Annotated in this window: 22 protein-coding genes, 4 tRNA genes and 1 riboswitch; of the genes, 3 read left to right on the forward strand and 23 right to left on the reverse strand. The window is 47.1% G+C overall.

The window, feature by feature from the left end:
* Positions 1-65: 65 nt before the first annotated feature.
* Positions 66-659 carry a TetR/AcrR family transcriptional regulator gene (locus AC58UU_RS33085; RefSeq protein ID WP_497321792.1) on the reverse strand — a complete coding sequence of 198 codons (594 nt, stop codon included), beginning with the start codon at positions 657-659 and terminating at the stop codon, positions 66-68.
* A gap of 150 nt (positions 660-809) precedes the next feature.
* Here AC58UU_RS33085 and AC58UU_RS33090 point away from each other — a divergent pair, with 150 nt between their 5' ends.
* Positions 810-1,535 carry an MBL fold metallo-hydrolase gene (locus AC58UU_RS33090; RefSeq protein ID WP_497321793.1) on the forward strand — a complete coding sequence of 242 codons (726 nt, stop codon included), beginning with the start codon at positions 810-812 and terminating at the stop codon, positions 1,533-1,535.
* A gap of 304 nt (positions 1,536-1,839) precedes the next feature.
* On the opposite strand, the gene AC58UU_RS33095 is transcribed toward AC58UU_RS33090, so the two are convergent.
* The 4 genes from AC58UU_RS33095 to yyaC all read right to left on the reverse strand — a co-directional run bounded on the left by AC58UU_RS33095 (position 1,840) and on the right by yyaC (position 5,486).
* Positions 1,840-2,148, reverse strand: a complete 309-nt coding sequence (locus AC58UU_RS33095) for a hypothetical protein (protein WP_497321794.1) — start codon at positions 2,146-2,148, stop codon at positions 1,840-1,842.
* 141 nt (positions 2,149-2,289) lie between these two features.
* Positions 2,290-2,589, reverse strand: coding sequence for an iron-sulfur cluster assembly accessory protein (locus AC58UU_RS33100; RefSeq protein ID WP_171647946.1), 300 nt, complete (start codon positions 2,587-2,589; stop codon positions 2,290-2,292).
* A gap of 530 nt (positions 2,590-3,119) precedes the next feature.
* Positions 3,120-4,904, reverse strand: coding sequence for an ABC transporter ATP-binding protein (locus tag AC58UU_RS33105; protein WP_497321795.1), 1,785 nt, complete (start codon positions 4,902-4,904; stop codon positions 3,120-3,122).
* Positions 4,905-4,952: 48 nt separating this feature from the next.
* Complete coding sequence (gene yyaC, locus AC58UU_RS33110) at positions 4,953-5,486, reverse strand: spore protease YyaC (RefSeq protein ID WP_497321796.1); 534 nt, start codon at positions 5,484-5,486, stop codon at positions 4,953-4,955.
* Positions 5,487-5,621: 135 nt separating this feature from the next.
* Between yyaC and AC58UU_RS33115 the strand changes: the two genes are divergently transcribed.
* Together AC58UU_RS33115 and AC58UU_RS33120 are read left to right on the forward strand one after the other, a co-directional pair.
* Complete coding sequence (locus AC58UU_RS33115) at positions 5,622-6,791, forward strand: glycosyltransferase family 2 protein (protein ID WP_497321797.1); 1,170 nt, start codon at positions 5,622-5,624, stop codon at positions 6,789-6,791.
* Positions 6,792-6,814: 23 nt separating this feature from the next.
* A complete protein-coding gene (locus tag AC58UU_RS33120; RefSeq protein ID WP_497321798.1) occupies positions 6,815-8,269 on the forward strand; it encodes a stalk domain-containing protein in 1,455 nt (484 codons plus the stop codon).
* On the opposite strand, the gene AC58UU_RS33125 is transcribed toward AC58UU_RS33120, so the two are convergent.
* From AC58UU_RS33125 to AC58UU_RS33210, 18 genes are all read right to left on the reverse strand, one after another.
* Positions 8,266-8,925 carry a hypothetical protein gene (locus AC58UU_RS33125; RefSeq protein ID WP_497321799.1) on the reverse strand — a complete coding sequence of 220 codons (660 nt, stop codon included), beginning with the start codon at positions 8,923-8,925 and terminating at the stop codon, positions 8,266-8,268. The genes AC58UU_RS33120 and AC58UU_RS33125 overlap by 4 nt on opposite strands.
* 181 nt (positions 8,926-9,106) lie before the next feature.
* The gene (locus AC58UU_RS33130; RefSeq protein WP_497321800.1) at positions 9,107-9,997 is read right to left on the reverse strand and encodes a C40 family peptidase; all 891 of its coding nucleotides are present in this window, start codon (positions 9,995-9,997) and stop codon (positions 9,107-9,109) included.
* Between the two features lie 2 nt (positions 9,998-9,999).
* Positions 10,000-10,158: riboswitch (cyclic di-AMP (ydaO/yuaA leader) on the reverse strand.
* Between the two features lie 78 nt (positions 10,159-10,236).
* Complete coding sequence (locus AC58UU_RS33135) at positions 10,237-10,917, reverse strand: MgtC/SapB family protein (protein ID WP_497321801.1); 681 nt, start codon at positions 10,915-10,917, stop codon at positions 10,237-10,239.
* Positions 10,918-10,989: 72 nt separating this feature from the next.
* Positions 10,990-11,733 (reverse strand): glycerophosphodiester phosphodiesterase, encoded by a 744-nt coding sequence (locus AC58UU_RS33140; protein WP_497321802.1) that lies wholly within the window; start codon positions 11,731-11,733, stop codon positions 10,990-10,992.
* Between the two features lie 44 nt (positions 11,734-11,777).
* Entirely contained in the window at positions 11,778-13,148 is a 1,371-nt protein-coding gene (locus AC58UU_RS33145) for an ABC transporter substrate-binding protein (protein ID WP_497321803.1), read from the reverse strand.
* A gap of 77 nt (positions 13,149-13,225) precedes the next feature.
* A complete protein-coding gene (locus AC58UU_RS33150; RefSeq protein WP_029197894.1) occupies positions 13,226-14,050 on the reverse strand; it encodes a carbohydrate ABC transporter permease in 825 nt (274 codons plus the stop codon).
* Positions 14,047-14,901, reverse strand: a complete 855-nt coding sequence (locus AC58UU_RS33155) for a carbohydrate ABC transporter permease (protein WP_376768219.1) — start codon at positions 14,899-14,901, stop codon at positions 14,047-14,049. The genes AC58UU_RS33150 and AC58UU_RS33155 overlap by 4 nt, the downstream gene beginning before the upstream one ends.
* Positions 14,902-15,292: 391 nt before the next feature.
* Entirely contained in the window at positions 15,293-16,138 is an 846-nt protein-coding gene (locus tag AC58UU_RS33160) for a sugar phosphate isomerase/epimerase family protein (RefSeq protein WP_497321804.1), read from the reverse strand.
* 410 nt (positions 16,139-16,548) lie between these two features.
* Positions 16,549-16,619, reverse strand: a tRNA-Gly gene (locus AC58UU_RS33165).
* 21 nt (positions 16,620-16,640) lie between these two features.
* Positions 16,641-16,714: transfer RNA gene (locus tag AC58UU_RS33170), tRNA-Pro, on the reverse strand.
* 16 nt (positions 16,715-16,730) lie between these two features.
* A tRNA-Arg gene (locus AC58UU_RS33175) sits at positions 16,731-16,807 on the reverse strand.
* Between the two features lie 8 nt (positions 16,808-16,815).
* A tRNA-Gly gene (locus AC58UU_RS33180) sits at positions 16,816-16,890 on the reverse strand.
* 102 nt (positions 16,891-16,992) lie between these two features.
* Entirely contained in the window at positions 16,993-17,691 is a 699-nt protein-coding gene (locus AC58UU_RS33185) for an AIM24 family protein (RefSeq protein ID WP_497321805.1), read from the reverse strand.
* A 28-nt stretch (positions 17,692-17,719) separates the two neighbouring features.
* The gene (locus AC58UU_RS33190) at positions 17,720-18,175 is read right to left on the reverse strand and encodes a hypothetical protein (RefSeq protein ID WP_497321806.1); all 456 of its coding nucleotides are present in this window, start codon (positions 18,173-18,175) and stop codon (positions 17,720-17,722) included.
* A 52-nt stretch (positions 18,176-18,227) separates the two neighbouring features.
* Positions 18,228-18,851, reverse strand: coding sequence for a GyrI-like domain-containing protein (locus AC58UU_RS33195; RefSeq protein ID WP_497321807.1), 624 nt, complete (start codon positions 18,849-18,851; stop codon positions 18,228-18,230).
* 136 nt (positions 18,852-18,987) lie between these two features.
* Positions 18,988-19,497: a ferritin gene (locus AC58UU_RS33200; RefSeq protein ID WP_497321808.1), complete on the reverse strand. Its 510-nt coding sequence runs from the start codon at positions 19,495-19,497 to the stop codon at positions 18,988-18,990.
* A gap of 114 nt (positions 19,498-19,611) precedes the next feature.
* Positions 19,612-19,863, reverse strand: coding sequence for a DUF1450 domain-containing protein (locus AC58UU_RS33205; RefSeq protein WP_057307931.1), 252 nt, complete (start codon positions 19,861-19,863; stop codon positions 19,612-19,614).
* A 260-nt stretch (positions 19,864-20,123) separates the two neighbouring features.
* On the reverse strand, positions 20,124-25,091 hold the full coding sequence (locus AC58UU_RS33210; RefSeq protein WP_497321811.1) for a CBM96 family carbohydrate-binding protein: 4,968 nt from the start codon (positions 25,089-25,091) through the stop codon (positions 20,124-20,126).
* Positions 25,092-25,110 lie beyond the last annotated feature (19 nt).

Genomic DNA, 25,110 nt, shown 5'->3' on the forward strand with positions numbered 1-25,110 from the left:
TTACGATACTACTTTTAATAATTAAAGGTTATAAATTTATTAAACAATCCTCTCCGTTGCTTAAATTAAATCTTTATATATGTGTTCAGTAGAACCCGAAGTTGTTGCATAACAAACCCTACATGTTTACTGTCTCTGCTCAATCTGCTTGCCATCACACTGCCTTCGAGTGAAGAAACGATAAATGATGATATTGAATCAACATCTATATCTGATCGGAATTCTTCAACTGCTATCCCATGTTTTAAAATACCTTCGACGAGGCTTTTCATCTCCTCATACGCGGCTAAGGCTTTATCACGCAGTATCGGAAAGGTATCATCGCTTTCAACTGCCGTATTCAGCAAAGGACACCCGCCTATTATTGGGGGATTGTTCACTGGATCAATATGCACATTACATACAGCCATTATTTTGTCTATCGCTGTATCTGCATTATTAATGGCTGACGATAATTGTTCCATCAACACCTGCCCCGCATATTCAAACGCTTCCACCGCGATTTCATCTTTGTTAGAGAATCTTCGATAAATCCCTCCTTTTGTTAATCCTGTAGCCTCTATAATGTCTTGTATCGATGACCCGGCATATCCTTTTTGATTAAATAATTCAGCGGATTTTATAATGATGTGTTGTCGTGTTTTTTCATCTTTACGCATTTTTCAGTCCCCCATACATCCTAAATAGCATTTGAAATACATTGTAACATTTCTCTTGCATTTAACTAAGTATTAGAGTACCATAAAAACGAACCGGACGGTTCGGTTCGATATTTTCTCGCCTAAGCCACCAGAGAGGACAATGAAATTATGAACACTGTAAAAATCGTCCGCATTCCAATCCTCCCCATGCACATGGTAAACTCCCACTTACTTGTGGGCCCTGACGGATGCATTCTTGTCGATGCGGGACTACCCGGGTCTGAGAATAAAATTAAAAAGGCCTTAGCTAAGGAAAGACTTACATTCAAAGACATCAAGCTCATCGTCGTGACCCATGCGCATGTAGATCACGCCGGAAGTGCAGCAATTATTCGTGAGCTATCAGGAGCACCGATATTGGCTCACGAGGGGGATGCTAAACATTTTAACCGGGAGACGCCAATGACTTTTTGCCCAACCGGTTGGTTTGGCCGTATATTTATCAAGACACCACTAATGCTCGAGCCGTATAGCGGCTTTGAACCGGATATTTTGCTTACAAAACATGATGTTATCGACTTGGACCAATATGGAATTCCAGGGATGGTTAAGCACACACCTGGACACACAGCTGGCTCTGTCTCCATAGAACTTGCTTCTAATGAAGCTTTGGTCGGTGACCTTGTCGCCTCAGGAATTTTGTTAGGTGGTATCGTAAGAACCAAACATGCCATACGTCCACCATTCGAAGATGACCCGCACTCAGTAGCCCGTGAATTGACCCGCCTGCTTGATTCGGGAATCGAAAAATTCTACATGGGGCATGGTGGTCCATTAAAGGCTTCCGAGATCCAACGTCACGCCCAATCTCTCATGATGCTGCCAAAAAAATAAAATGTCGACGTCACGCTATCTCTTTGGTGAGCAAAGGCTGCCATAGGATCATCCTTCGGCAGCCTCGTTATTGTTATTCAACTCTTATTATCCTTCAAGCACCAAATTACATATCATTTAAATTAAAATCCATTAATCTCACTAGTTCTTTTCTTCCTCTATTTCCTTTTGTTATTTTTAAATTGCCTTGATCATCCGTTATCACTAACGACGACTGATCCCCTATCTATGGTTAGGCTCTCGAATGGATCTCCCCAAACTCCACCTTCATCAGCCTTCAAGACTAGCTGAAACGCCCCAATAATTACCCTTCCAGCACATCCGCCCCCAATTCGCTCGCAACCTCAATCATCTTGGGGATGACGGCTTCATTGGTGCCGGATACGTAAATATCTCCCTGATAATGCCGGAATGGGATCTTTATATCGCCATAGCTCCACATGAAAAAATCTCCCTCAATAGACATGCTAGTAGAGCCTGTTACCGTAAACACGGATGTATAGGAAAAATCAGGTTTGGACGTAAAATACAGTTTGCACTCTTCCAAAGATATTGTTTTCGCCAAATTGTCCTTTTCCTGAAATTCTCTTGTAATTCGATAGCGTTGACTCATTAAAATACCCCCATGATCATTTCAACTTTTCTTTAGTTTAACAGAAGCAGCCGGCTTGCTGCCCTATGAATATAAAAATAACCCACGTTTAGAAAACATGGGGGTTCTCAACAATCTGAGATTTTTTAAGCGAGTGTGCACTTATTTTTCAAGAAATCCTGTTGAAGGGTTCGTTATGAAAAAACCATCTTCAGGTACATGAAAATATTGAATCCAAACCCCATCTAAAAGGTTTTCTCGTTTATCTAGTAAAATTTTAATGTCTTTGTCTGTTTCTACGATTTCATCATGTTCAGTAGGTGTATCAAGCTTCACATCATAATGCGCGTGCTCTCCATGATTCAGCGTAATAAATACACGAATCATCTTCCCTTCAGCTTCTTCACTGCTCAACATATTTTTTAAAACCTTAGCTGCATTTCGATTAATTTTACATTTCATGTTTTACGTCCCCTATTCATTTTTATACTGTAATAATATTAGTTACAGAAGGGTTTGTCAAGATATTCGAACTATAGCTTTCTTTCTCTTGTTCATCAAATGAGACTCCTTTTACTTCCATAAGCCGTGACACCATTGTTAATCTTATTCCCCTGACGTCGAGCCGTTATTCTTTAATTGTTTCTTCCCATGTAACAGAATATTAATAGGGGACTCTAAAATAATGCCAACGGAACGACAATCCGCTATTTTGGATTAAATGCGCTAAAATTTGAATTCGCGGAACGTAAGAGCGCTATTCGATGAAATTAATCTATTTGAAGGTAAAAATAACGGAATAGTGTCTCTACGTTCCGCGTTGGCTTGAATTAGAGCTAATTTCACGTAAATAGCGAATCTACGTTCCTCTAAGTGGAACCTACCTCTGGAAAATGGATGCCTATCCATGAAGAAGAGGCTAGCCCCTCTAGAATATTTATCTATTCTTGGGACAGCCCCTTACCATGAATTATCAAAACCGCCGCGTACAGCTACTCGTCAGCAGCGTGAGCGAACTGCGTGCTGTACAGCCGCGCGTACAGCCCATCCAGTGCAAGCAGCTCGCTGTGCGTGCCCCGCTCCACGACGCCGCCCGCTTCGATCACCAGAATGTGATCGGCGGCCAGCACCGTGGAGAGCCGGTGCGCGATCACCAGCGTCGTGCGCCCTTGCATCAGCTCCTCGAGCGCCGCCTGCACATAGGACTCGGACTCCGAGTCCAAGTGCGACGTCGCCTCATCGAGGATGAGGATGCGCGGGCGCTTCAGGATCGCGCGGGCAATCGCGATCCGCTGGCGCTCGCCGCCGGAGAGCCGGTGGCCGCGCTCTCCCACCATCGTGTCGTACCCTTCGGGAAGCGACACGATAAAATCGTGGATGTAGGCCTGCCGACACGAGGCCTCCATCTCCTCACGCGTAGCGTCCTCCCGCGCGAAGCGCAGGTTGTCGCCAATCGTCGCGTGGAACAGAAACGACTCCTGCGTCACGTACGCGATCTGCGCGCGCAGCGAAGCCAGCTGAACGTCGCGGACGTTCACGCCATCGACCTCGACGACACCCGACGTCGAGTCGTACAGCCGCGCGATCATGCCGATCAGCGTCGATTTCCCCGCGCCGCTTGGCCCGACGAGCGCGACCATCTCACCTGGCTGCGCCTCGAACGTTACGTCTCGCAACGCGTACTGCCCTGGCTTATAAGCAAAGGAAACCTGCTTATAAGCCACACGCCCCTCGACCTGGCCAAGCGGTCGTGCCCCCTCAGCATCCATGACATCCGGCACCATGTCCTGGTACTCGAAGATGCGCTGGAATACGCCAAGCGCCGTGGCCACCTCGACATGTAGGTTCAGCAGCATACCTACAGGCATGTACAACCGGCCAAGATACGCCGCGAAGGCGACGATCGAGCCCAACGTCATGCTGCCGGATATGACGGAGTAGCCTCCGTACATATAAATAATCGCTGTGCCTAACGGCCCCAGCGTGTTCGTCGCCATCCCGAACCAGCGACCAATCAGATTCAGCCGCAGCTCCAAATCCATAACTTTCTGGTTCATGGCCGTAAACTCGATTTCCTGCTGCTTCTCCCTGCCGAAAATACGCGTCAACAAAGCACCGGAGATTCCGAAGTTTTCACTGAGCTGCGAAGTAATATCTGAACGAACCTTCTGTGTTTCCGTACGCAGCTCCTTTCGAAGCTTGGATACTTTTTTTACAGGCAGCACAAACAGCGGAAGAATAAGTACAGAGATAATGGCCAGCTTCCAATCAAGGGCAAACAAAATACCAATGGTCGAAACAACAATGACAATCTGGGTGATCGAGGACACAACCAGCGAAGTCACGACACTTTGCACAGCCTGAACGTCCCCCGTGATCCGCTGAACAATTTCCCCCGACCGAGCATCCGTAAAGAATGCCATCGATTGCCGCTGCAAATTATGAAATAAGGATTGCCCTAAATCCCGAATAACCCCCTGGGTTACTTTGGTATTGAGATGATTTTGCCACACCCCAAGTACACCGCTTAGAACTGGAAGTACAATCATGAGCAGCGCCATCCCTGCCAGAATCTTCATATTGCCCTGCGGAATCGCTTTATCAATAATTTCTTTCATAACAAGAGGCGGGATTAGACCAATCAAGGCTGCAAACAGCGCCAATCCTATAATCGCCAGCAGTTGTCCCCAATACCCCTTGAACAACCGCCAAATCCTTTTTACCGAAACATCCTTTAACTTCGCTTTTGGCCGATTCCTATCGGAAAGCCGCCCCATACCACCTGGTCCCACTAATCATCTCTCCGTTCTTACCTAAGCTGCCTTCTAAATGGGAAAAGCATGCTCGATTGCCGTCGTCACTTCATCTGCCATCTTCAACACGCTGTACAGCGATGTCGTTTGTAGAACACTATACTGTCTAGGCCCGTCTGCATTGACGATAGCCGCGATCGTATAATCTCCAACTTGAGGCAGCACCTTCCCTACTGATTTCCCCGGAGCCAAAGGCTGATTAGACACCTGATACATGCCCACAGACAGCTTTTGACCCAAACAAGCATCTATTGCTATCACCACACAGCCTTGAGGAATTTCCTGCAAACGCACTGCCAAGTTACTAGCATCACAAGGTGCTTCAAGTGTTCCTATCACATGCGGATACCCCAGTTCAACAAGTTTACTCCCTACAAGCGGGCCCAGTGAATCACCTGTAGATCGATCTGTTCCTATACATATAAAAGCCAACGAATCCGGCTTCATCACAGACTTTTTCCCAATCGCCTTGAGAAAGATGGCCAACTGTTCGCCATTCATCTTTTTCCAATACTGCTCCCGCGGTTCAACCCGTTCTTCCCCCATCAGATCCTCCCTTAACACGCATCCAGCAAAATTTCCCCTCACTCCTGATGAATGATATAATGCGGTCAACTCTTATTCTTTCAAGATTACGCTTACGATGCAAGTTTTACTAGCAAAACTTTAAGGAGGCACACCATGTCCACCCTAGGAATTATCGCGCTCCTGACCCTCCTCTACTGGCTTTATATCACATTCGATGTGCATAAAGGCATACATCTACTGCATACTCTGCCCAAATCAACGAAGCTCCCTGACAAGCCTCCACTCGTTTCGGTCATTATTGCCGCCAAAGAAGAGGAGAGTACCATCCTAGAAACCGTCCGACATCTTCTCTCGCAAAATTATCCACGCCTCGAAATCATTGCCGTCAATGACCGCTCTCAGGACGCTACCGGCGTCCGGCTTGAAGAGCTGCGGAAGTGGTCAAAGCACAAAACGGATATTCAAACACCGCTGCAAATCATTCACATCACCTCTCTGCCAGAAGGCTGGCTTGGCAAAAACCATGCCCTCTACCAAGGGTATCAGCAAGCGAGAGGCCAATATTTACTTTTTACAGATGCGGATATTATCTTTGCACCAGGAACGATTTCAGATGCGGTTACTTATATGAAGGAAAATGACGTACAGCACCTCACGCTGACCCCTAACATGGTCGCACGAAACACACTGCTCAGAGGTTTCGTTCATTTCTTCCTCTTCTCTTTTTCCTTATTCGTTCGCCCGTGGCGTGCTAACCTTGACAGCGCCCGTGAACCGGGCATCGGAATCGGAGCCTTCAACATGGTCAGCCGCAGCGCTTATGAAATGATTGGCACGCACAAATCGATCGCCTTAAGACCTGATGATGACCTTCAATTAGGCATCTCCCTCAAACGAGCTGGATTTAGGCAAAAGGTTCTGTCCGGCAAACACATCCTTCAAGTCGAATGGTACCGTTCTCTCAAAGAAGCGATCATCGGTCTGGAGAAAAACCTTTTCTCCGGCTTTCGCTACAGCTACACCATTGCTTTACTCGCTTGTCTGGGTCAACTTATCTTTTTTATATTCCCTTGGCTCGGTCTGATCTTCCTTTGGGACTGGAGAGGTGCCGCCTATGCTGTCGCTGTCATTTTACAAATATGGCTATACCGCAAGCTAATGTTCCGCCTCATGAGCAAACGCGGGGATGAAGCTTTCCTGCTCCCTATCAGCGCTTCCCTGCTCCTCTATACGATCGTCCGCTCCGTTTGGTTAACTTGGAAACAAGGTGGCATCAATTGGAGAGGAACGTTCTACTCACTGCGCGAATTAAAAAAGAAGTAAATTCAGAAAGGATGATAGCTGCCATGCCACTTGCGCGTTTCCGCACTCTTACTTACACCGCGATGCTCAGCTGTCTGCTCTCGGCAGCCGTTATCTTCCCATCATCTACTTCAGCACAAGGTACCGTTCAAACACAAAGCCGAACGATTGCTCATAATGGCAAGTCGTTTACTGTGGAATGGGTCACCGTGGATCTCACCGATCCCTACTTGCGTGTTAAGCCTGTAACGGCTGAGAACGGCATCGGTCATGATGAGTCCTTCTCCTCCATGTTAACGAGGAACCATGCAATTGCAGGGATCAATGGGACTTTTTTTGACGCCTATGAAAAGGATGATACCCAGCGCTACCCGAATGGTTTGCTCATCGGCTCCGGTGAAATCATGCACTCAGGCATTAATCCTGCCTTTCTCGTTCACGCTGACAAAACCGCTAGCTTACAACGGATCCAAACGGAACACCAAATAAGCGTTACTCATCAGAGCAAAGCCTACACATTCACTGCTTGGGGTGTGAACAAATATTACGGTGATTCCGCCAATGATCAAGTCGTCTGGTACACGCGCGCTTTTGGGCCGACGATCGACTTTCCTAACTCAACCAAAGTTGTTCTCCGCGAGGGCAAAGTTACAGCCGTTACGACGCAGAGTGTCGATATTCCCGAAGATGGGCAAGTGTTTCTACTCGGAAATAGTGCCAACAATAAGACCTACGTGCTGCCTAATATTCATATTGGCGATACGGTGAAGCTGACTTCATCTCTCCATAATCAAGATACCGGAGCAAGCGCCATGCTTACAGCGGTTGATGCTGCTATTGGAGCAGGACCGCATCTGCTTACGAATGGCGCTTTTGATTTGGATGTCAACCGGGATGGCTTTACCGATCCCAAAATCACAACGAGTGCGAACGTACGCAGCTTCATTGGGTTAGACGCTTCCCATCAGTTTGTCATGGGGACACTCTCCGCAGCTACGATGGCGGATATGGCCCAAGTTCTTCTAAAGCTAGGTTTAACGGATGCGATGAATATGGATGGTGGTGCAAGTTCATCTCTGTATGCGAACGGCTCCATGCTGCGAAGTCCGGGTCGGGCGCTGAGCAATGCACTTGTGGTGGAACGTCTAGATCATCCACAAATCCAATTAGAGGTAAATGGACAATTCGTAAATGAGTTCCGAGGGTATTTATTGCAAGAAACAAGTATGGTACCCTTTCGGGGCATTCTAGAAAGAGTCGGTGCCAAATTCGAATGGAACGGGACAACCCGTACCTTAACTGTTCATCATGGTTCTACTAATCTTGCGCTTCGGCCGGATCATTCCGTGATGACTGTGAATGGGCAATCGGTCGTACTCCCTGAAGCACCTACCATACTAGATGGTCATATTTATATGCCCTTACGAGCTATTATTGAATCCTTAGGCGGACAGATCCAGTGGGATCCACAGCTTTATCGGGTCTCACTTCGCTTTTAGTGCACGCGATTCATTCGTACGATTCGGTAATACAGTTGGCTGCTCACCTCTTTCTCCACTTCCAAATAACCTTCCACATGCACATAATCACCCAATATAAAGGTGGATGCATCGGCAGACGCGGAGTGTGTCAGAAAGAGGAGAGCGGCTTTTTCATTTCCAACCACGAACCCCGTTTGCTCATTCACTTGAAACTTATCTAGAACTTTCCCATGGTGAGACCTAGCAATATGATGAAAGCGCCAAGACTGATCCTCTTTTATTAGAAAATAAAGTACGCGATTTCTCTGATTATTACTGAATTCCCTTGTCACACCAATCATGCAAACCTTCTCGCCGATACTAAGATACTCATCAACAACAAAGGATTTCAATCGCAAGCGATGCACATTTTTCTGCTGAATATAGGCTTCCATCTCTTCAATTGTCCTTTGATCCTTCGCATCCTGTTTCGTTGCGTAAAAGACTTCTTTTATAAACGTATCCGTCTGTAGACTTCTTGCCCCTTTGAAATGATTATACGTAAGAAAAAATCGATCAATGACTCCCCGAATCTCTTCTGGTATGGCAGGACCTTTTTCCACGATATACATGCTATTTGCATTATTCGAATGTCTTTTTTTATAAAACCAACTTTTCCAGACACTTAATTGCATGCGTTCGTGTCACCTGCTTTCTTCCAAACATTTCTTCATTATAGGCTAAAAACCATAAAATTTCGATAAAAATCGCAATATTTCGCGTAAAAAAAGAACATCTGCCTTCTATGCTTTCATTCGAAAGATTCATAGAAAACAAATGTTCGATGATTTAATCCTTTTTCATCACATGGCTTATTTACAGAACTCTTTTGGCTCCCACATATCTAGATCCCCAGTATGAACTGGCGAGACTATCTATCCTTACGCCTCTAGACGTTGTCGACGAAATGAATTGATCATTTCCCAGATAAATACCAACATGATTTACACTGCCTGAAGCAAAAAACACAAGATCTCCAGCCTTCAAGTCCATAACCCTGGTTCCTGCTTCATCGTACATTTGGACTGAAGTTCTGGGTAGATCAATACCTTTAGCTTCGTACAGATAGCGCACAAATCCGGAGCAATCAAACCCACTGGGTGTTGTGCCTCCCCAAACGTATGGCGTCCCCATGAACGTATTTGCTGTTTGCACGATTTGAGCAGACACGGATGGTTTAGCTACCGCTGCTACCTTTGGAGCTGGTGCTGGTGGCGGTGCAATCCAGGCTGGTTTGTGCGACTTGCCATCGACATTCACAATCGCGATACGATTCGCTTCATTCCACTCAATCGGAGAACCGAATGTTTCAGTGATGAAACGAAAGGGTACATACGTATTACCTTGATAAAGCGTTGGACTGCTTTCCAGACTAATCTTCTTGCTGTTCACAATCGCTTGCTTCTCGTCGGTTGTCAGTTGAATCGTCTGCTGCTTGTTCTTCAACGTGACCACGATGTCGCTTTCTTGCTTCGCCCAGCCTACTTGATAACCCAATTTCTCAGAGAGTACTCGCAGAGGAACTTGCAGCGTTCCTGCGTTGTCAATAAATGGCTGTACTTCTGGGAACTGAATCAACTCATCGTTGACCTGGACTTTCACAGTGGATGTAGATGATGCGGCTTGAACCGAGGGAGCTGAAAACAGAGATACTGCCGCACAAACAAGTGCGCATGAACAAATAAAGCTTTTGGTAAAAAGTTTCAAAAATTGTTCCTCCTTGAAGCCTCCGAGGTTAGTTGACGGGTTCGGGAAGAGGTTTCCCTAGCGCGCTCAGTTTATTAAACAGCTGAGCATTCATTCACCCCAAGTAAAGAAGTCCCCCGTACCAGAGCTTTTGCTGCTCCGAGATTCGGCATTTTTTGTCTATTTTAGACTAGCATAGTTAGTCTATTAGTTTCAAGTATTGTATAGTGGTAATAGTTTCCATGGTATAGTCTCTCGTATTAATTGCTTATCGTTTCAACTTCGGCAGCGAGTACATATTTGATCTTCTTGATTTTGGTGTAAACCGTTGTCGTACGATGTTTGTCTGCCGTGGAAATGACCAACTGAATTTGTTGGTTCTCGTTCAAGTCCTTGATTTTGATATGCTTCACCTTCATGTATTCTGCGCTGATTTGATCGATAAGCGTGGACATGTCCCCTTCAGGACTGAATATAATATTGATCGCCAAGTCCTTCTCCCTCAGCTTTTGTGGGCCAAGCAGCTTGATAAAGATCGGAAACAGATTGATTGCGAAAATAATAAGAATAACAGCTATAGTCGCTTCTTGATAAAATCCTGCTCCCGTTGCGATACCAAGAGCGGAAGCCGCCCATACCAATGCCGCGGTCGTAAGTCCCGAAATAATTTCATTACCTCGTCTTAAAATAACGCCAGCCCCAATAAAGCCTACCCCGCTAATGATTTGAGCCGCTAGCCTCATAGGATCCATATTCGTATATCCAGGGATGGAGTACTTTTGAACAGCTCCTATCGATACAATAGTGATTAAGCAGCTCGCCACCGAAATCACCATACTTGTTTTCATACCCAATGGTTTATGCTTGAGTTGACGGTCAATCCCGATCAACAGACCTAATAACAGCGCCATCCCTAGTTTCTCCAAAACAAGAAGACTCATTTCATGTCCCCATTCCTAAGATAAAATGAAAGGTAAAGCCCCGGAAACCGGGGCTTTTCGCATAGAAATTTTTCACTTGGAATCCTGCGTTTGCAACAAATCTTTTAATCTTCCAGGGAAGTCCGTAATAATACCCGAAACCCCAAGCCTAGTTAGATGCAGCAGATCATTTACTTCATTTGCCGTATAAGGGTAGACATAAAGCCCGCTCTCTGTCGCCTTTAGCATATCCTCGGCATCCAACATTTGAAAGTAAGGATGCAGCGAGTACACCTCCACATCAAAACTGCGCGCGTATGCGGTAGGATCAAGCAATTTGGATTGATACAAAAGACCGATCTTGGCTTCCGATTCCATTTGTTTGATCCTTCTGACACACTTATGGTCGAAAGATGAAACGATGACATTATTCAAACGGTTACGTCTGCGCAGAAATTCAACTATCTTATGCTCCATTCTGCCATCATAGGAGTATTTGATTTCCACGTTAATCATGATGGAATCGGGTACTAGATCAAAGACTTCGTCCAAAGTAGGCACGGTCTCTCCTTTGAACTCATCGCCAAACCAAAGACCCGCATCATAGGTTTTGATTTCCGATAAGCTTTTCTCCGCTATCAGGCCTTTCCCGTTTGTAGTCCGATTTAACGTCATATCATGGCACACGACGATTTCCTCGTCAGCGGTCAAATGAACGTCAAGCTCAATCCCTTCGCATCCCTGGCTTAACCCAAGCCTGAAGGCAGCGAGCGTATTTTCTGGGGCCATTCCTTTGGCCCCACGATGTGCAATAATCATTGGTTTATTACTAAGCATTCCTGTTTCCTTTCCGGCTAGTGAACTCAAGCCTTTTCATATCATTATTTGACTGTTTTGTTGTAAGTTTGAATCTTCGAAGTGATCTCTTTTTCCGCTGCATCCAATGCTTCCTTCGGAGTCTTCTTGTTGTTGAGCACTTCTTCGATCGCCCCTTCAACAATTTGTCTTGCTTCAGGGAATACACCCATTACCGCGCCCTGCGTTGCTGTGTTCAACTTCGTTTGGTGCAGTTGATCAATCGCTGTCTGGAACTGAGGGAATTTTTTCAGGTTTTCCTTTACAATGTCTTCGTCATAGGCTTTTTTGGTAATCGGGAAGTACCCCGTATTGACGTGCCAGTAAGCCTGCTCCTTAGGTGTAGTCAAAAATTTGATGAAATCCCAAGTGGATTTTTGCTCATCATCTGGGCGGTTATTCATGACCCATAAGCTGGCTCCGCCGACAATAACACCGCCTTCTTTCGCATCTGCCGGCTTCGGCAAGAAGCTGGTCCCCACTTCGAATTTGCCGCTGGCGCTGTCAACAAGCCCCTTAAGCGCCGCTGTGGATTCCAGAATCATACCGACCTGACCTGCGGAAAATGCTTTTTTGGAATCGTCTGTTTTGCGTCCCAGATTGTTAGCCGCTTTGGTGTCGATAAGATCCTTCCACCAAGTCAGTACCTTCACACCTGGCTCCGTGTTCACCTGCGATTGGGTTGCATTAGAGGTGCGACCATTTCCGTTATTTACGTATTCAGCGCCTTGATTGGCAAAGAGCTGCTCCATGAACCAGCCATAAATCGCAAAATTTGCCCCGGTAGCTTTACCAGATTTGGTAATGGCATCTGCAGCAACTTTCAATTCCTCAAATGTTTTTGGAGGTTTCGCAGGATCAAGACCGGCTGCTTTAAACAAATCTTTATTATAGTAAAGGACCGGATTCGACGTGTTGAACGGCATCGAGTAAAGTTTGCCACCTAACGTATAGTAACCGGCGATGTTCGGCTCCAGCTGTGACAAATCCCATTTATCCGCATCAATGAAGTTTTGCATCGGTGTAATGGCTTTGGAATCAATCATGAAGCGGCTGCCGATCTCATACATCTGGACGACCGAAGGGCCTTCGCTTGTACCCATGGACGCCTTCAGTTTGCTAAGCAGGTCGTCGTAATTTCCTTGATACACCGCTTCTACTTTGATTTTATTCTGAGAAGCGTTATAATCGGCGACCAGTTGATCAACAACTTTCGTATTGGCTCCACCCATCGCATGCCAGAATACGACTTTCTTCGGTCCACTTGCCTCAACTGCTCCAGTTTTCGTTGCTTCTGGTTTCTTGCTTTCTGTACTTTCCCCCATATTTACGCTGCATGCCGATAGGAAAACCATCGTTGCCGTTAAAGCTAAAGCTGTTAACCTTTTTTTCCCCATTGTCTCTATCTCTCCTCGCTCAAAGTGGATACATATATATGATAAGTCTGCTAGGTAACAGACGGATCATCGCTTACTTAACCTTTTACAGCACCTGCGGTAATGCCACGTACTAATTGTTTCACACCTAAAGCCAATAAAAGGAACGAAGGAAGCAGAACTATCGTAACTCCCGCCAAAATCAAATTCCAAGACATGACTTCAGCATGCTGCAGCATAGAAACCCCGATTTGTACCGTTCTCATGGACGCCCTATTTGTAATTAGCAGAGGCCATAAATAGTGGTTCCAGTGCGTAAGGAAGACATAAACCCCCAAAGTAGAAAGCGCAGGACGGGAAAGCGGAAGTACGATCGAGAAAAAATTCCTAAGATGCCCGCATCCGTCAATTTTTGCTGCATCAAACAGCTCATTAGGCAGTTGAAGGAAAAACTGGCGAAGCAGGAAAACCCCGAAGGCCCCAGCCATAAAGGGAACGATCAGCCCCTGGTAGCTGTCCATCCATCCCCAATTTTTGATGGTCAAATAATTTGGAATAATGGTGACTTCCCATGGAATCATCATGGTCGAAAGAAAGACGGCGAACAATATTTTCTTTCCTTTGAAATTCAAGAACGAAAAAGCGTAAGCGGCCAAACTTGACGTAATAACCTGACTAACCGTAATCCCCGAAGATACAATAAAACTGTTCAGGATAAAGCGCACGATTGGAAAGCCAGAGATAGCGTTCTTGAAGTTCTCAAGATACAACTGAGAAGGAAATAATGGCGGTGGGAAGTTAGAAACTTCCTTCTCTGTCATAAACGATGAGGATACCGTAAATAACAGCGGATACAAAACGACAAGGGCCAGCACAACTAGCAACAAGTAATTCAGGGTGGGTGCGATCCTTTTCGCAATCATTGATAATGCACCTTCTTTTCTAAAACTTTAAACTGCACGACAGTCAAAATCATGATAATAACGAAGAGAACCAAAGCCTGTGCACTGCCGATTCCGAAACGGAAATTAACAAAAGCGTCTTGGTAGATGGAATACACAATCACATTGGTCGAATTCATCGGACCACCTTTTGTCAAAATATGAATTTGTCCAAAGGCTTGGAAAGCGCCGATCACTGACACAATAAGGGCAAAAAATATCGTGGGTGACAGAAGCGGCAGAACGATTTGGATAAACGTCCGCATCGGGCTTGAACCGTCAATTTTAGCGCTTTCATAAATTTCTTCCGGAACCCCTTGAAGACCACTGGACAGCACAATGAACAGAAACCCCATATTCATCCATACCGTCAACAGTGAGATCGAAACCAGTGCCCATGAAGGACTCGTTAACCAAGGGATCGGATCGATGTGTGCAATGCTTAGAAAGTAATTCAGCATGCCTGCTGTCGGATGGAACAGCAAGAACCAGATAATCGACCCCGTACCTACCGATATAACGATAGGCAGAGAAAATATGAACTGGAATATTTTCATACCCCGCAGTTTGTTGTGGGTGATCGCTGCCAAAAATAGGGACCATACGATTGAGGTAGGTACCGTAAACAAGATAAACAGCAACGTCACTTTTAAATTCGAATAAAACTGTCCCGAAGCAAGTAAATCAATGAAATTATCAAGCCCGACAAATTCAACGACCCTACCGCGAGGATCCGTGAGCGTCATACTCAGGTAAACAGATTTGACCATCGGATAAAATAGGAACGCAGCAAACAAGACTAAGGAAGGTGCCAGAAATAAATAAGCTAATATGTTCTCCTCCCACTTCTTTTTCCTTGCTGATACACTTGCAGTTGCTTCTCTCTTTAAAGCGCTTTCATTTACTGCCAAATTGCATACCCCTCTCTTTCAAAAAGTTACATTTCCACGCTAAGGGCAATCGGTTTCCCTGTATCGCTTTTGGTAACTCGTTATTTTCCGTCTCGCTCACTTCGGAGGAAACGGGTGAAAAGAGCGAAAAAAAACACATAAATTGCCATGCCCGTTGGCATGCAATCTACGTGAATCTCCTTGTCTCCATCACAATTATTAACTTGTTGTTCACATCATACACGCTAGTAGCGGATACTGTCAACCAGGATTTTCCACGATTTATAATTCATATGATTAGAGCAATCTTCGTAGCTTTTAAAAGTGACACTACCTATTCCGTTCGTAATTCGGGACGTATAGATCGCAAATACTTCAGGCTTCTGCCTATTCCTTCTTCGACATCGTTCACTTGTTCATATTCGATCAGATAAAAACCTTGAAACGGTACTTCCTTCAGCAGTTCATCATAATTAAGGTCGTCGTCGCCTGGCGCACATGCCACCCAATAATCTTCGATCCGTTTCCAATCTTTCAGGTGACAATAGTTAATTCTGTTTCCCAACAATTTAGCATAATCTATCAACGGTCTTGATGGATCAACAGCCTTCAGATTGCCGGGATCGAAGTTAAATCCAACTGCAGACGGCAATTCTATAAGCAACCGTTGCAACGATTTCCACTCCGTAGATGTCGTATGCTCATGTATGAATCCATTGTTTACTTGTGTATTTCGCCCGTGTGTTTCTATGGAGATCACCATGCCTAATTGTGAGCAAAGATCCTCCATCAGGGCAAATGCCTCCAGCATACTTGTCCAACGCTCCTCCGTCATCTCAGAAGCAAGCGCGAATCCTGTGAATAATCGAACATGTGAAGCACCGAGACGGGAAGCAAGATGTATGTCATGAACTACACGGTCTTTCATCTTTCTTAATTGTTCAGAATCCACCAAAGTAAAATCGTTCTCCAAAACCACGAATGGGGCTTTGATACCGTAGTCATTTATACAGGTTTGGAGATTGTTTATCTCTTGTTGACTGATGTCCCTTTGAATTCGACCAGGAAAATCCCCACCAATTCCCAGCTCCAAGTATCGAAGATCGAATTTTCTTGCAATCCTACAATGATCTTCTATTGTGCGGTAATGCAAACCCCATTCCCCTAAACCTACAATCATTAGAGATACCCTCCTTATTTACTTAAAATATCGTTGGTCTTTTTACATGTTTGAAAAAATCCCCAACAACCAGTGTTGTAATGTTACTACAGTTTGGTAACGTTTTCAATAATTTCCGAGCTGATCAAACGTCCCCATCTTCACGGACGGTCGAACCCATACGGCTTCTCTTCCTTTCCCGTTCAAACGAAAAAGACCACCCTAAGGTGGTCTTTTTCTGTGAAGCGGGCGGCGGGAATACTCCAAATACTTATTAAAATGCTTCCTATGGAAGCGACTAGTGGTATATTTGGACGCGCGTCCTACTAAGACTATTCTAAGATGCTTTCACGGACGGTCGAACCATTCGGGTTCTCTTCCCTGCCTTACCAAAGAAAAGACCACCCGAAGGTGGCCTCTTTTCTTTGGTAAGCGGGCGGCGGGAATCGAACCCGCGCGATCAGCTTGGAAGGCTGAAGTTCTACCATTAAACTACGCCCGCGTATTATAAAGGGATTGTTGATCGGGACGACACGATTTGAACATGCGACCCCCTGCTCCCAAAGCAGGTGCTCTACCAAGCTGAGCTACGTCCCGATGCGTTTTATGAAAATGGCGCGCCCTGAGAGATTCGAACTCCCGACCTTTTGATTCGTAGTCAAATACTCTATCCAGCTGAGCTAAGGGCGCAAATTAGTTGGAGCGGAAGACGGGGATCGAACCCGCGACCCTCGCCTTGGCAAGGCGATGCTCTACCGCTGAGCCACTTCCGCATCGTTTAATTGCCTGTCATTCTCGCTAACGTTTCTCCGAGGCGACAAGGAATAATATATCAGGAATCGAAGTCAAATGCAAATGTTTTTTCTTTCCTTTTTTTATTTGATGAAAATACCGCCAAATGGCAGTACTTCTCTGGCAATGCGACGCAGTAAACTGTCATTTTTCATATGCTCATCCAATTTGCGATCAGGCTTACATGGCTGCATGAGAACATGGCCTTGCCCCGTCATTTCCCAATGATAATTCATATGCTGACTGGCCAGTGTATTGCCGTACACACACAGACGCAGCTGAGCATTCCGCGGATAGGCAACAAGACAGCTTGTATCGACATATAAGGGCTGCTTAACATCCAATGCCATTTGGTAAATCGGTCCTGCAGTCAGAAGACCTAGTTTGCCTGGACCTTTAAACTGCATTTTCACAAGATCCTGCGTAATCAGTGTATTCTTAACATTTTGAAGATGAGATGTGTAGCTGACTCCCTCTGTGTAAAACAAAACATGTCGGAATTCATACAGAAGATCATCATCCGCTCCTATAGGTACAACAGCCATGCTATATCCTTCAGGTAGCCCTAGCATTACATTAGCAGGACCACGCAGCCGTGACTGGATAAAACGCTTCTTCCTATACATACTCGGCAGCTTCATTAACGAATCTTCTCTCTGTTCAGACTTCCCTTGAAAAGCGACAATTTGGTTCGGATGCAGCACATGAACAGACTCCCCCAGTTCGATGCACAACGTGGCTATCTTTGCATGTGAGCTTACTTCCTCGAAAGATACCTCCATACACACCGACCTCCTCGTAAGACTACATCTATCTCATTCCGCGCTTCTGCCTCCGCCAGACAATGAATCGAAACACGCGGCCCAGCACAAAATAAAATACAACCAGCGAAACAGCCGTCACAGCCATATAGGTTAATTTCCGATTTCGCTTTTCTTTATCTAGGGCTACTTGTTCCATGGCCTTCAAGCGTTCTTGCAATTGTTCATTTTCCTTTTTAAGCGTTTCGTTTTGCCCAAGAAGCCGTTCCTCAGTTTCTTGCGAATGCCGTATGGCTTCGGAAAGCTTGTCCTTCTGATCCTCTAATTGCTGCTTTGTTGCCTCATAGTCCTTCTGAATTTGTTCCACATTCTCTGGTAATTGATAGATGTCTTTCACCCGATCCAACCATGAGGCTTGGACAGCAGAAGCTGGATACATAAACCCGAACAAGATGACAAGTATGCCAAAGACTTTTACAGCCCCCGCCAAATAACGTATCTGCATCTGCCGTCCCTCCCCTGTGCAATCGACATTTTCTTCTATTTTACCGCAAAAGTCACCCCTTCACCACTTCTGCAGCTGCTATGGGATATCGCAAGATCGTCTTCATTTTGGAAGATTCCACCTTTCTTGGGTCTGATAAATAAATCTCATGATGGAGGCCGCAGATCTTCCGTCTATGTTCAATTAAGAAAAGCTCGATTTGTTTCAAAGATTCCGGTTCTGCTACATAAGGCCCCACATGAAGCATTTGTACACAAGTACCCTCATGCAGGGTTTCATACTTGATATCCGAGATAACGGTTAGCTCCTTTTTCTTCGTCATTGCAATAGAACGGGCCTCTTCGACATTCTCAGGCCTCACATAATCTGGCATTCGGATCAACAGCTTCCAGTGCCATTCTTCCCTTGGTACATCCAGGGCTTTTCTATCCCCATCCACCCACCATAAGCCTTCCAGCTTGGCCACAGTAAAGTCTTTCTCCTTTTTCTTATAAATTCCCTTGATGCTGTAGGAAAGCGTGTAAAGTGCTTCAGTGACATTTGAGAAGGCTATGCCGTCCGGATCCCCTTGACCTTGAATCGTGACATACCAGATAGGCTCAAATTCGATCAATTGCGGTTTCGTGGGTGCTGTGTAATAGCTTTTATACGTTTTGGCTAAATCTAACTTTTCCATAATGCACGTCCTTCACATTTTCTCCCAGTATATAAAAGGATTCCTGACAGCTGCATGTCAGTAGACATAAAAAAACTTACCCTTCGCCAAATTTCGCGAAACAGGTAAGTCTCATCCTCATAAAAGTCGTATGTAATTATACCGCTGCTGGTGGCGTGAACGAACGCTGAGCAAATTCAGCATCCAACATGTAGAAGGCGTTACTGTCTTTATCAATGCGTTTCAATTTATTAATAATGCTGTCGAACATTGCTTCTTCCTCTACCTGCTCATCAATGAACCATTTCAAGAACTGCATAGTCGCATGTTCTCTATCGTTCAATGCCAAATCTGATAGATGATAAATACGTCTTGTTACTTCTTGCTCATGTTTATAAGCATGTTCAAAAGCATCTAGGATCGATTTGTACTCATTCACAGGTGTATCCATACCAGCAAAGCTAACCTTTTTTCCACGATCATTTATGAATTTGAAAATTTTCATCGCATGGAATTTTTCTTCTTCAGCTTGTACAATAAAAAAGTTTGAAAAGCCATCTAAGCTTTCCGCAGCACAATAACCAGCAATAGCCAAGTAGACGTGCGCGGAGTAAAACTCATAGTTCATCTGCTCATTGAGCGCTTCTGTAAGTGTATCGTTTAACATAGATGCACACACCCTTTCTGTATGGTTATCTCTTGCGTATTCCCCATACATACAAGATTACCAGAACTCCGCATACAAATACAAACGGAAGAAGCAATTTAAGAAGGGTTAAGTTCAAACCATCACGCTTTCTGCCCTAGATTCAGCAATAATTTGTTTGATCTGAGCATAAAGTAAGTCAGGCGAAGCTGCACACAACAGTTCCTTTTTACCGATCATGGCGATACATTCTTTCTTACAATGCTTGCAATTACCTAAGCAGTCTTTCTTCTTCTGCTTCAGGTCCGGATATTCGTTTTTCAAGGACTTATATATTTGTTTGGATCCGAATTTTTCATTTCTACAGCAGTATTTAATCGTTTTCATGTTCGATCTCTCCCCGCCATCGCATATATCACTACAATTGATATTAGTGATAATAATAATCAATGTCAACTGAAATTACGGTGAGCTTGTTCAAAACCTTCGAATGAACCTCATTTCAAGCCTACTATATAGATTTCGGAAGCTGAACAGAACCTTAAGCATGCAGAATTAAACCATGAAAAAAGTATCGGTCAAAACGAACGCCACCAATATTCATAGAAAATGAATAGAGGTGGCGCATTGTTTCATTTCTCAAACTATCACTTGCTTACTTGAACAATAATCTTATCACTGGATGTTGTTCCTGCATAATTAACAAGCTCGCATCGATACTCGTACGTGCCAATCGGTTTATTATGGATCATCGTAGCTGCAAATTGCGCTTGTGGCGTATGATCGGTGAACGTTTGCGTATTGATCAGAACGCCGTTCTCATACAGACGATATGTGGTGCCGTTCGTGCCCCACCACATGTTCATGTTGATGTTGAAATTTCCATCCCCATCCCAGTTATCATGGGATAGGACCGTTTTGGCCGGCGCAGCTTGCGTGACGTTCACCGTTAACACATCACTTCTCGTTGTACCGAATGCATTGACAAGTTCCGCATAATACCGGTAAGTGCCATTCTTTTTGTAGGTAACGGACGTTACGGTCGTTTGGGCACTCGGCGAGTTGTCCGTGAGGATTTGTATCTCGATTAATAAGTTATCCTCATAGAGCTTATAGATTTTACCGTTATTGCCCCACCACATATTCATTGTAACCTTGTAATTTCCATCAAGAATTCCTGTATCGTACCCATTGTCGTCCGAGAGCACGGGCTTCCCAGGTACCCCCGTACTTCTGTATACGATATTCGTTACGGTAGCCGTCGCAGTGCCTTGATGGCCCGCGGCATCGATAAATTCGAATGTGAAGCTTCCGTTAAAGTTGAACGTATAGCTGCTCGAACCCCCGTTGTTCGTGATCGTTACAGGTTCGCTCGGCGTAATGATCGCGACCACACTGTCCGAGGTAGGTGCTGCGCTGCTGTAAGCTACCGCAGCGGTCGGCACTGTCCTGTCAACATGGAAAGTAGCTGTCTGCTGAGCTTCCACATTACCCGAAAGATCTGTAGAACGGTAGCTCAGGTTATATTGCCCGTCTTGATCGAAGGCTAACGGGGTTGTATACAGCTGCCATGTGCTCCCGCCATTCAGGCTGTATTCGGTTGATGCTACTCCCGACAAGTGATCTGTGGCCGACAAACTGACCGTTACAGGCAGTACATACCAGCCATTTTGTCCATCCGGTTGTGCAGGCGACATCGTAGCTGTAGAGACGGGGGCAATCGTTTCAAAGACCGTCAATGTGAGGGACGCCGTCTTGATCGTGGATCCAATGCTCACGGTCACCGTGATATTCGCGCTGCCCGGCTTGATCGCCGTTACTTGTCCGAGCGCGTCCACGGTCATTACGGACGTGTTATCGCTGCTATAAGCCACAGTAGCTACGCTCATATCCGCAGAGGAGCCGTCATCCATCTTCCCGCTAAGCTGCAATTGCGCAGTCTTGCCCGCTTCCACATACGGCACAACATGGGATAAGCTTATAGACTCAAGGCCGCCTGACTGCATGGTCGTGATGGTAACGATATTGCTCAGCCCCGAGATATTACCGCTGGCATCAAACGCCCTGAGCGAATAGGCATACGTCGTTGACGGAGTAAGAAGCTGATCAGTATACGCATATACATCAGAAGCTACTGTCGTCAACGGCAGCTCATTCCGGTAAATCCAATAGCCCTTGACCGCAGTATTGTCGATGTACGGCTCCCAATGAATCCGGATCGCTTGAGCCGATAGGGCTGCTCCGTCGAGCGGCTGGCCCACGCTCGCCACAGGCGGCTCCGTATCTGGCTCAGCCTGCTTGGTTGTGATCAGCAGATAAGGCTCATTCGCCTTTCCCTTGCTCTCGATGACGGCATTGATGCTCGCTACCGGCAGCGTCAGGCCTAGGCTGAGCTGCCCATTGGAGGCATCGGCTTTTACCAGACGTATGGCCTCTGTCAGATCGGTCTCGCTCCATCCCCAATCGGCGGCGAGTCCAAGTCCGGCCAACCGGTCCAGCCGGGCGGGCTTCGTATTCCACGTCACCGTCCCTTCCGACCAAGCCGCGCTAGTCCGGTACACGTCCGCTGTGACCGCAGAAGGGCTTCCAATGCCGTACATCATCAGCCTAGCATTCGTAATTTCGCCATCCAGACCGCTCACATCAAACTTGATGAAGCTTTCACGGGTAAAGCTCTCGCTGCCGTCCTTCTTTATCTCGAGGTTACTCGTCCTGTAATTCGAGTTAGCATAGCTGCCTCCACGCACATAAGCATCATCGGTTGGCAGCAGCTTCGTCACGGTGCCGTCGATCACCTGGAGAAAACTTTCTGCGCTTCGCGAAACTCCGTTCAGTGTTACCGTAACGCGAATGACCGCTGTGCCTTCGCCCAGTGCGGTAACCTGTCCATTGTTATTGACCTCCGCCAAGCCGGGCGTAAGGCTCTCATACCGGATCAACGCACTCCCAAGCTGTGCCGCGAAGCCCGAGTTCATCACTCCAGCCGTTTGCAGCTGTGCCTGCTGGCCTATGCCTAGAAACTGCTTGTCGGATGTAAGTGTGACGCTCTCAAGCTCACGCGTTGCAGACGTCTCGATCCGTAAGTATGGCTGATGATCGCTTGCCTCCCGACTGTTGAACAGTGTGTACACGCCCAGAGTAGTATCCTGCACAACTGCAAGCGACATGATCCCCGCGGTCGCAGCGTAACCACCACCGGTATTTAGCTTTGCTCTCACATAATCCGTAGCATCGAAAACCCGCCACGCATAATCATCCTTGGTGAAGGGCGCCGTCGACAGCTTACTGCCCAACGCAGGCTTATTCGCCCAGACCATGCCGGAGCTGCCGGACTCGATCCAGTCGTCGCTGTCCACACCATACAGGCTGTTCACCGTATCGCTGCCCGTAGCCGAGGCCCTGCCGTATACCAGTAGCTTGGCCGAGCTGACAGATCCGGTGAGGGCGCCCAGATCAAACTTCAGAAACGACTGGCGCGTGGAGAGGTTATTGCCTCCCTGGATGATCAACGATCTATCCGTCCCCGTATTGGTCGATGTCCCTTGTCGGACCGACACATCGGCCACTGGCACATAATCGCGCACTGTCACCGTCCGGTTGTCATAGTCGATGCCCGTATTGCCCGACACTTCATTGCCGGACAGCACAATCCCCGTGCCCGCCTCGATGAAAATTCCGTTCGTATTGCCCACGATCCGATTGCCTTCAATCCTGATGTCGCGGGGCTCACCTGCGCCGTTGCCCCCGTCGCTCGGATTCCCGATATCGTACAAAGTATGAATAGCCCAGAAGCCCGGCCCCGTATTGTTCTCAATCACATTATCCCGAACCTGGGTGCCCGGAGCATTTTTCAATCGGATTCCCGTCGTACCGGGCTTCATGAAGTTGGCGATGACATTATGATCAATCACCGTATCTGGTGACCCCAGATAAACCTGAATCCCATACAGGGCCGAATTCTCGATACGGTTGTGATGGATGTAGTTGCCCGGTCCGGCTGCGTCATGCGTCGCCCCTGGATTGCCGACGCCGATGCCCGCTTCGCCGCTGCCGATCACTGTGTTACCAACGAATTCATTCATATATTCGTCCTCGCCGTGCATGTCGATCGAGTCCAGCTTCGTCTGGTATAGCTCATTGTCCGCAATCAGATTATTATGCGTCCAATTGCTCAGCAGGATACCATGGCGAAGGGACGGCCCATAGAAGCGGCTGTTGCGAACCACGTTGAATAGTGAATCGTTGGCCCGGCCCAACCGGCTTTCCTTTGACAACCCCTCCAACGACACCCCGTAGCCAGCTCCGCCCTCGGCGGTATCAGTCGCATTGCGCAGCGTGGCATACTGGATAACGACATCGCGGCTGCTGCGGACGAGTACGCCGACGCGCTGGAACTTCTCGATCGTCACATGGTCTAGAATGATGTCCTGCGAAGGATTCCCGTTGGCCGCCGAAATCAAGACAGCGGTCTTCGGACCGCCCCGCTCGGGATTGGCTACCGTTGTGCTCGTTGGATACGCACCCTGCCAGCTTGCCGTCAGCGTCATGCTCCGAACGGCGATGCCCTGCTGACCCGCGATACGCAAGATGATTCCTTCGCTCGTCGCATAGTCGCCGATGTTCTTGGCATGGTCGGAGACGAGCAGCACCCCGTCCTCGCTTTCCCCGCGAAGCTGAATGCCTGAGTGCAGCAGCAGATGCGAAGCGCTGTCGTTCGCCGTGCTGGTCAACTGGTAATGCCCATTGGGAAAGTAAACCTCGTCCCCAGGCTGCGCCGCTGCGATCGCTGCCCGGATCGCAACGGCGTCGTCCGTCCCGGTAGCCGACGTAGTCGCGCCGTAATCCACGACATTAAGCGTCCGCCCCGTCACCACAGGAAGCTCGGGTACCGAATGGGACGTCTCGTCCGGCTCATACAGCCCCGGCTTTGTATGAGGCAGCGCTGCAGGATCGGGACCGGTCGGGGGAAGCTCAAGCGGACTCAGCACGAAGCCGTCCGGATGCGGCTTATATACTTGGACCTCGGTAATACTGTTCCAGTCCGTCGATCCGGTGCCGAGCCCCACGATCCGCACATATCGGCCCGTCGTCGGGGTGAAACCGAACGCCTCTAGTTGCACCGAGTTGCCGCTACCGCTGCCCGAGAACACGGTCGTCCAGGTGTCGGCATCGGCGGACACCTGAATATCGAACTTCAGACTACGCTGATCACCGCGATAAAAGGCCATGCCGATATAGCCGATCGTCTGTATGGCCCCCAGGTCAAGCTGCAGCCATTGGCCGACGCCATTTGCCGACCAACGGGTCGTCAGATCTTGATCGATCGCGTTGTCAGGGATATTCTCATCACTCATACTGGCGCTGGCAGCTACAACCGTAAGCGCTTTCACAATTTCGGTTGCAGAAGCAACCTGAACCTCTCGCGCAGCAGAAGAAATCTCGCCTGCCCTAAGCTCTTGTCCGCTTGCTCCCTGCGTCGGTGCCCATGCCATTGAAGAAAACAGAAGCAGCCCCGCTACTCCCGCGCTCCAAAACCGTTTTATCCTCTTCATCCCATGCCCCTCTTTCTCCTTTTGATAAGCCGATCCGTCCGCCCGGTCTTCCGGGCGAACCATCAACTGTTTTCCGTATCGC

This window comes from Paenibacillus sp. JT22N1 (genome assembly GCF_059692155.1).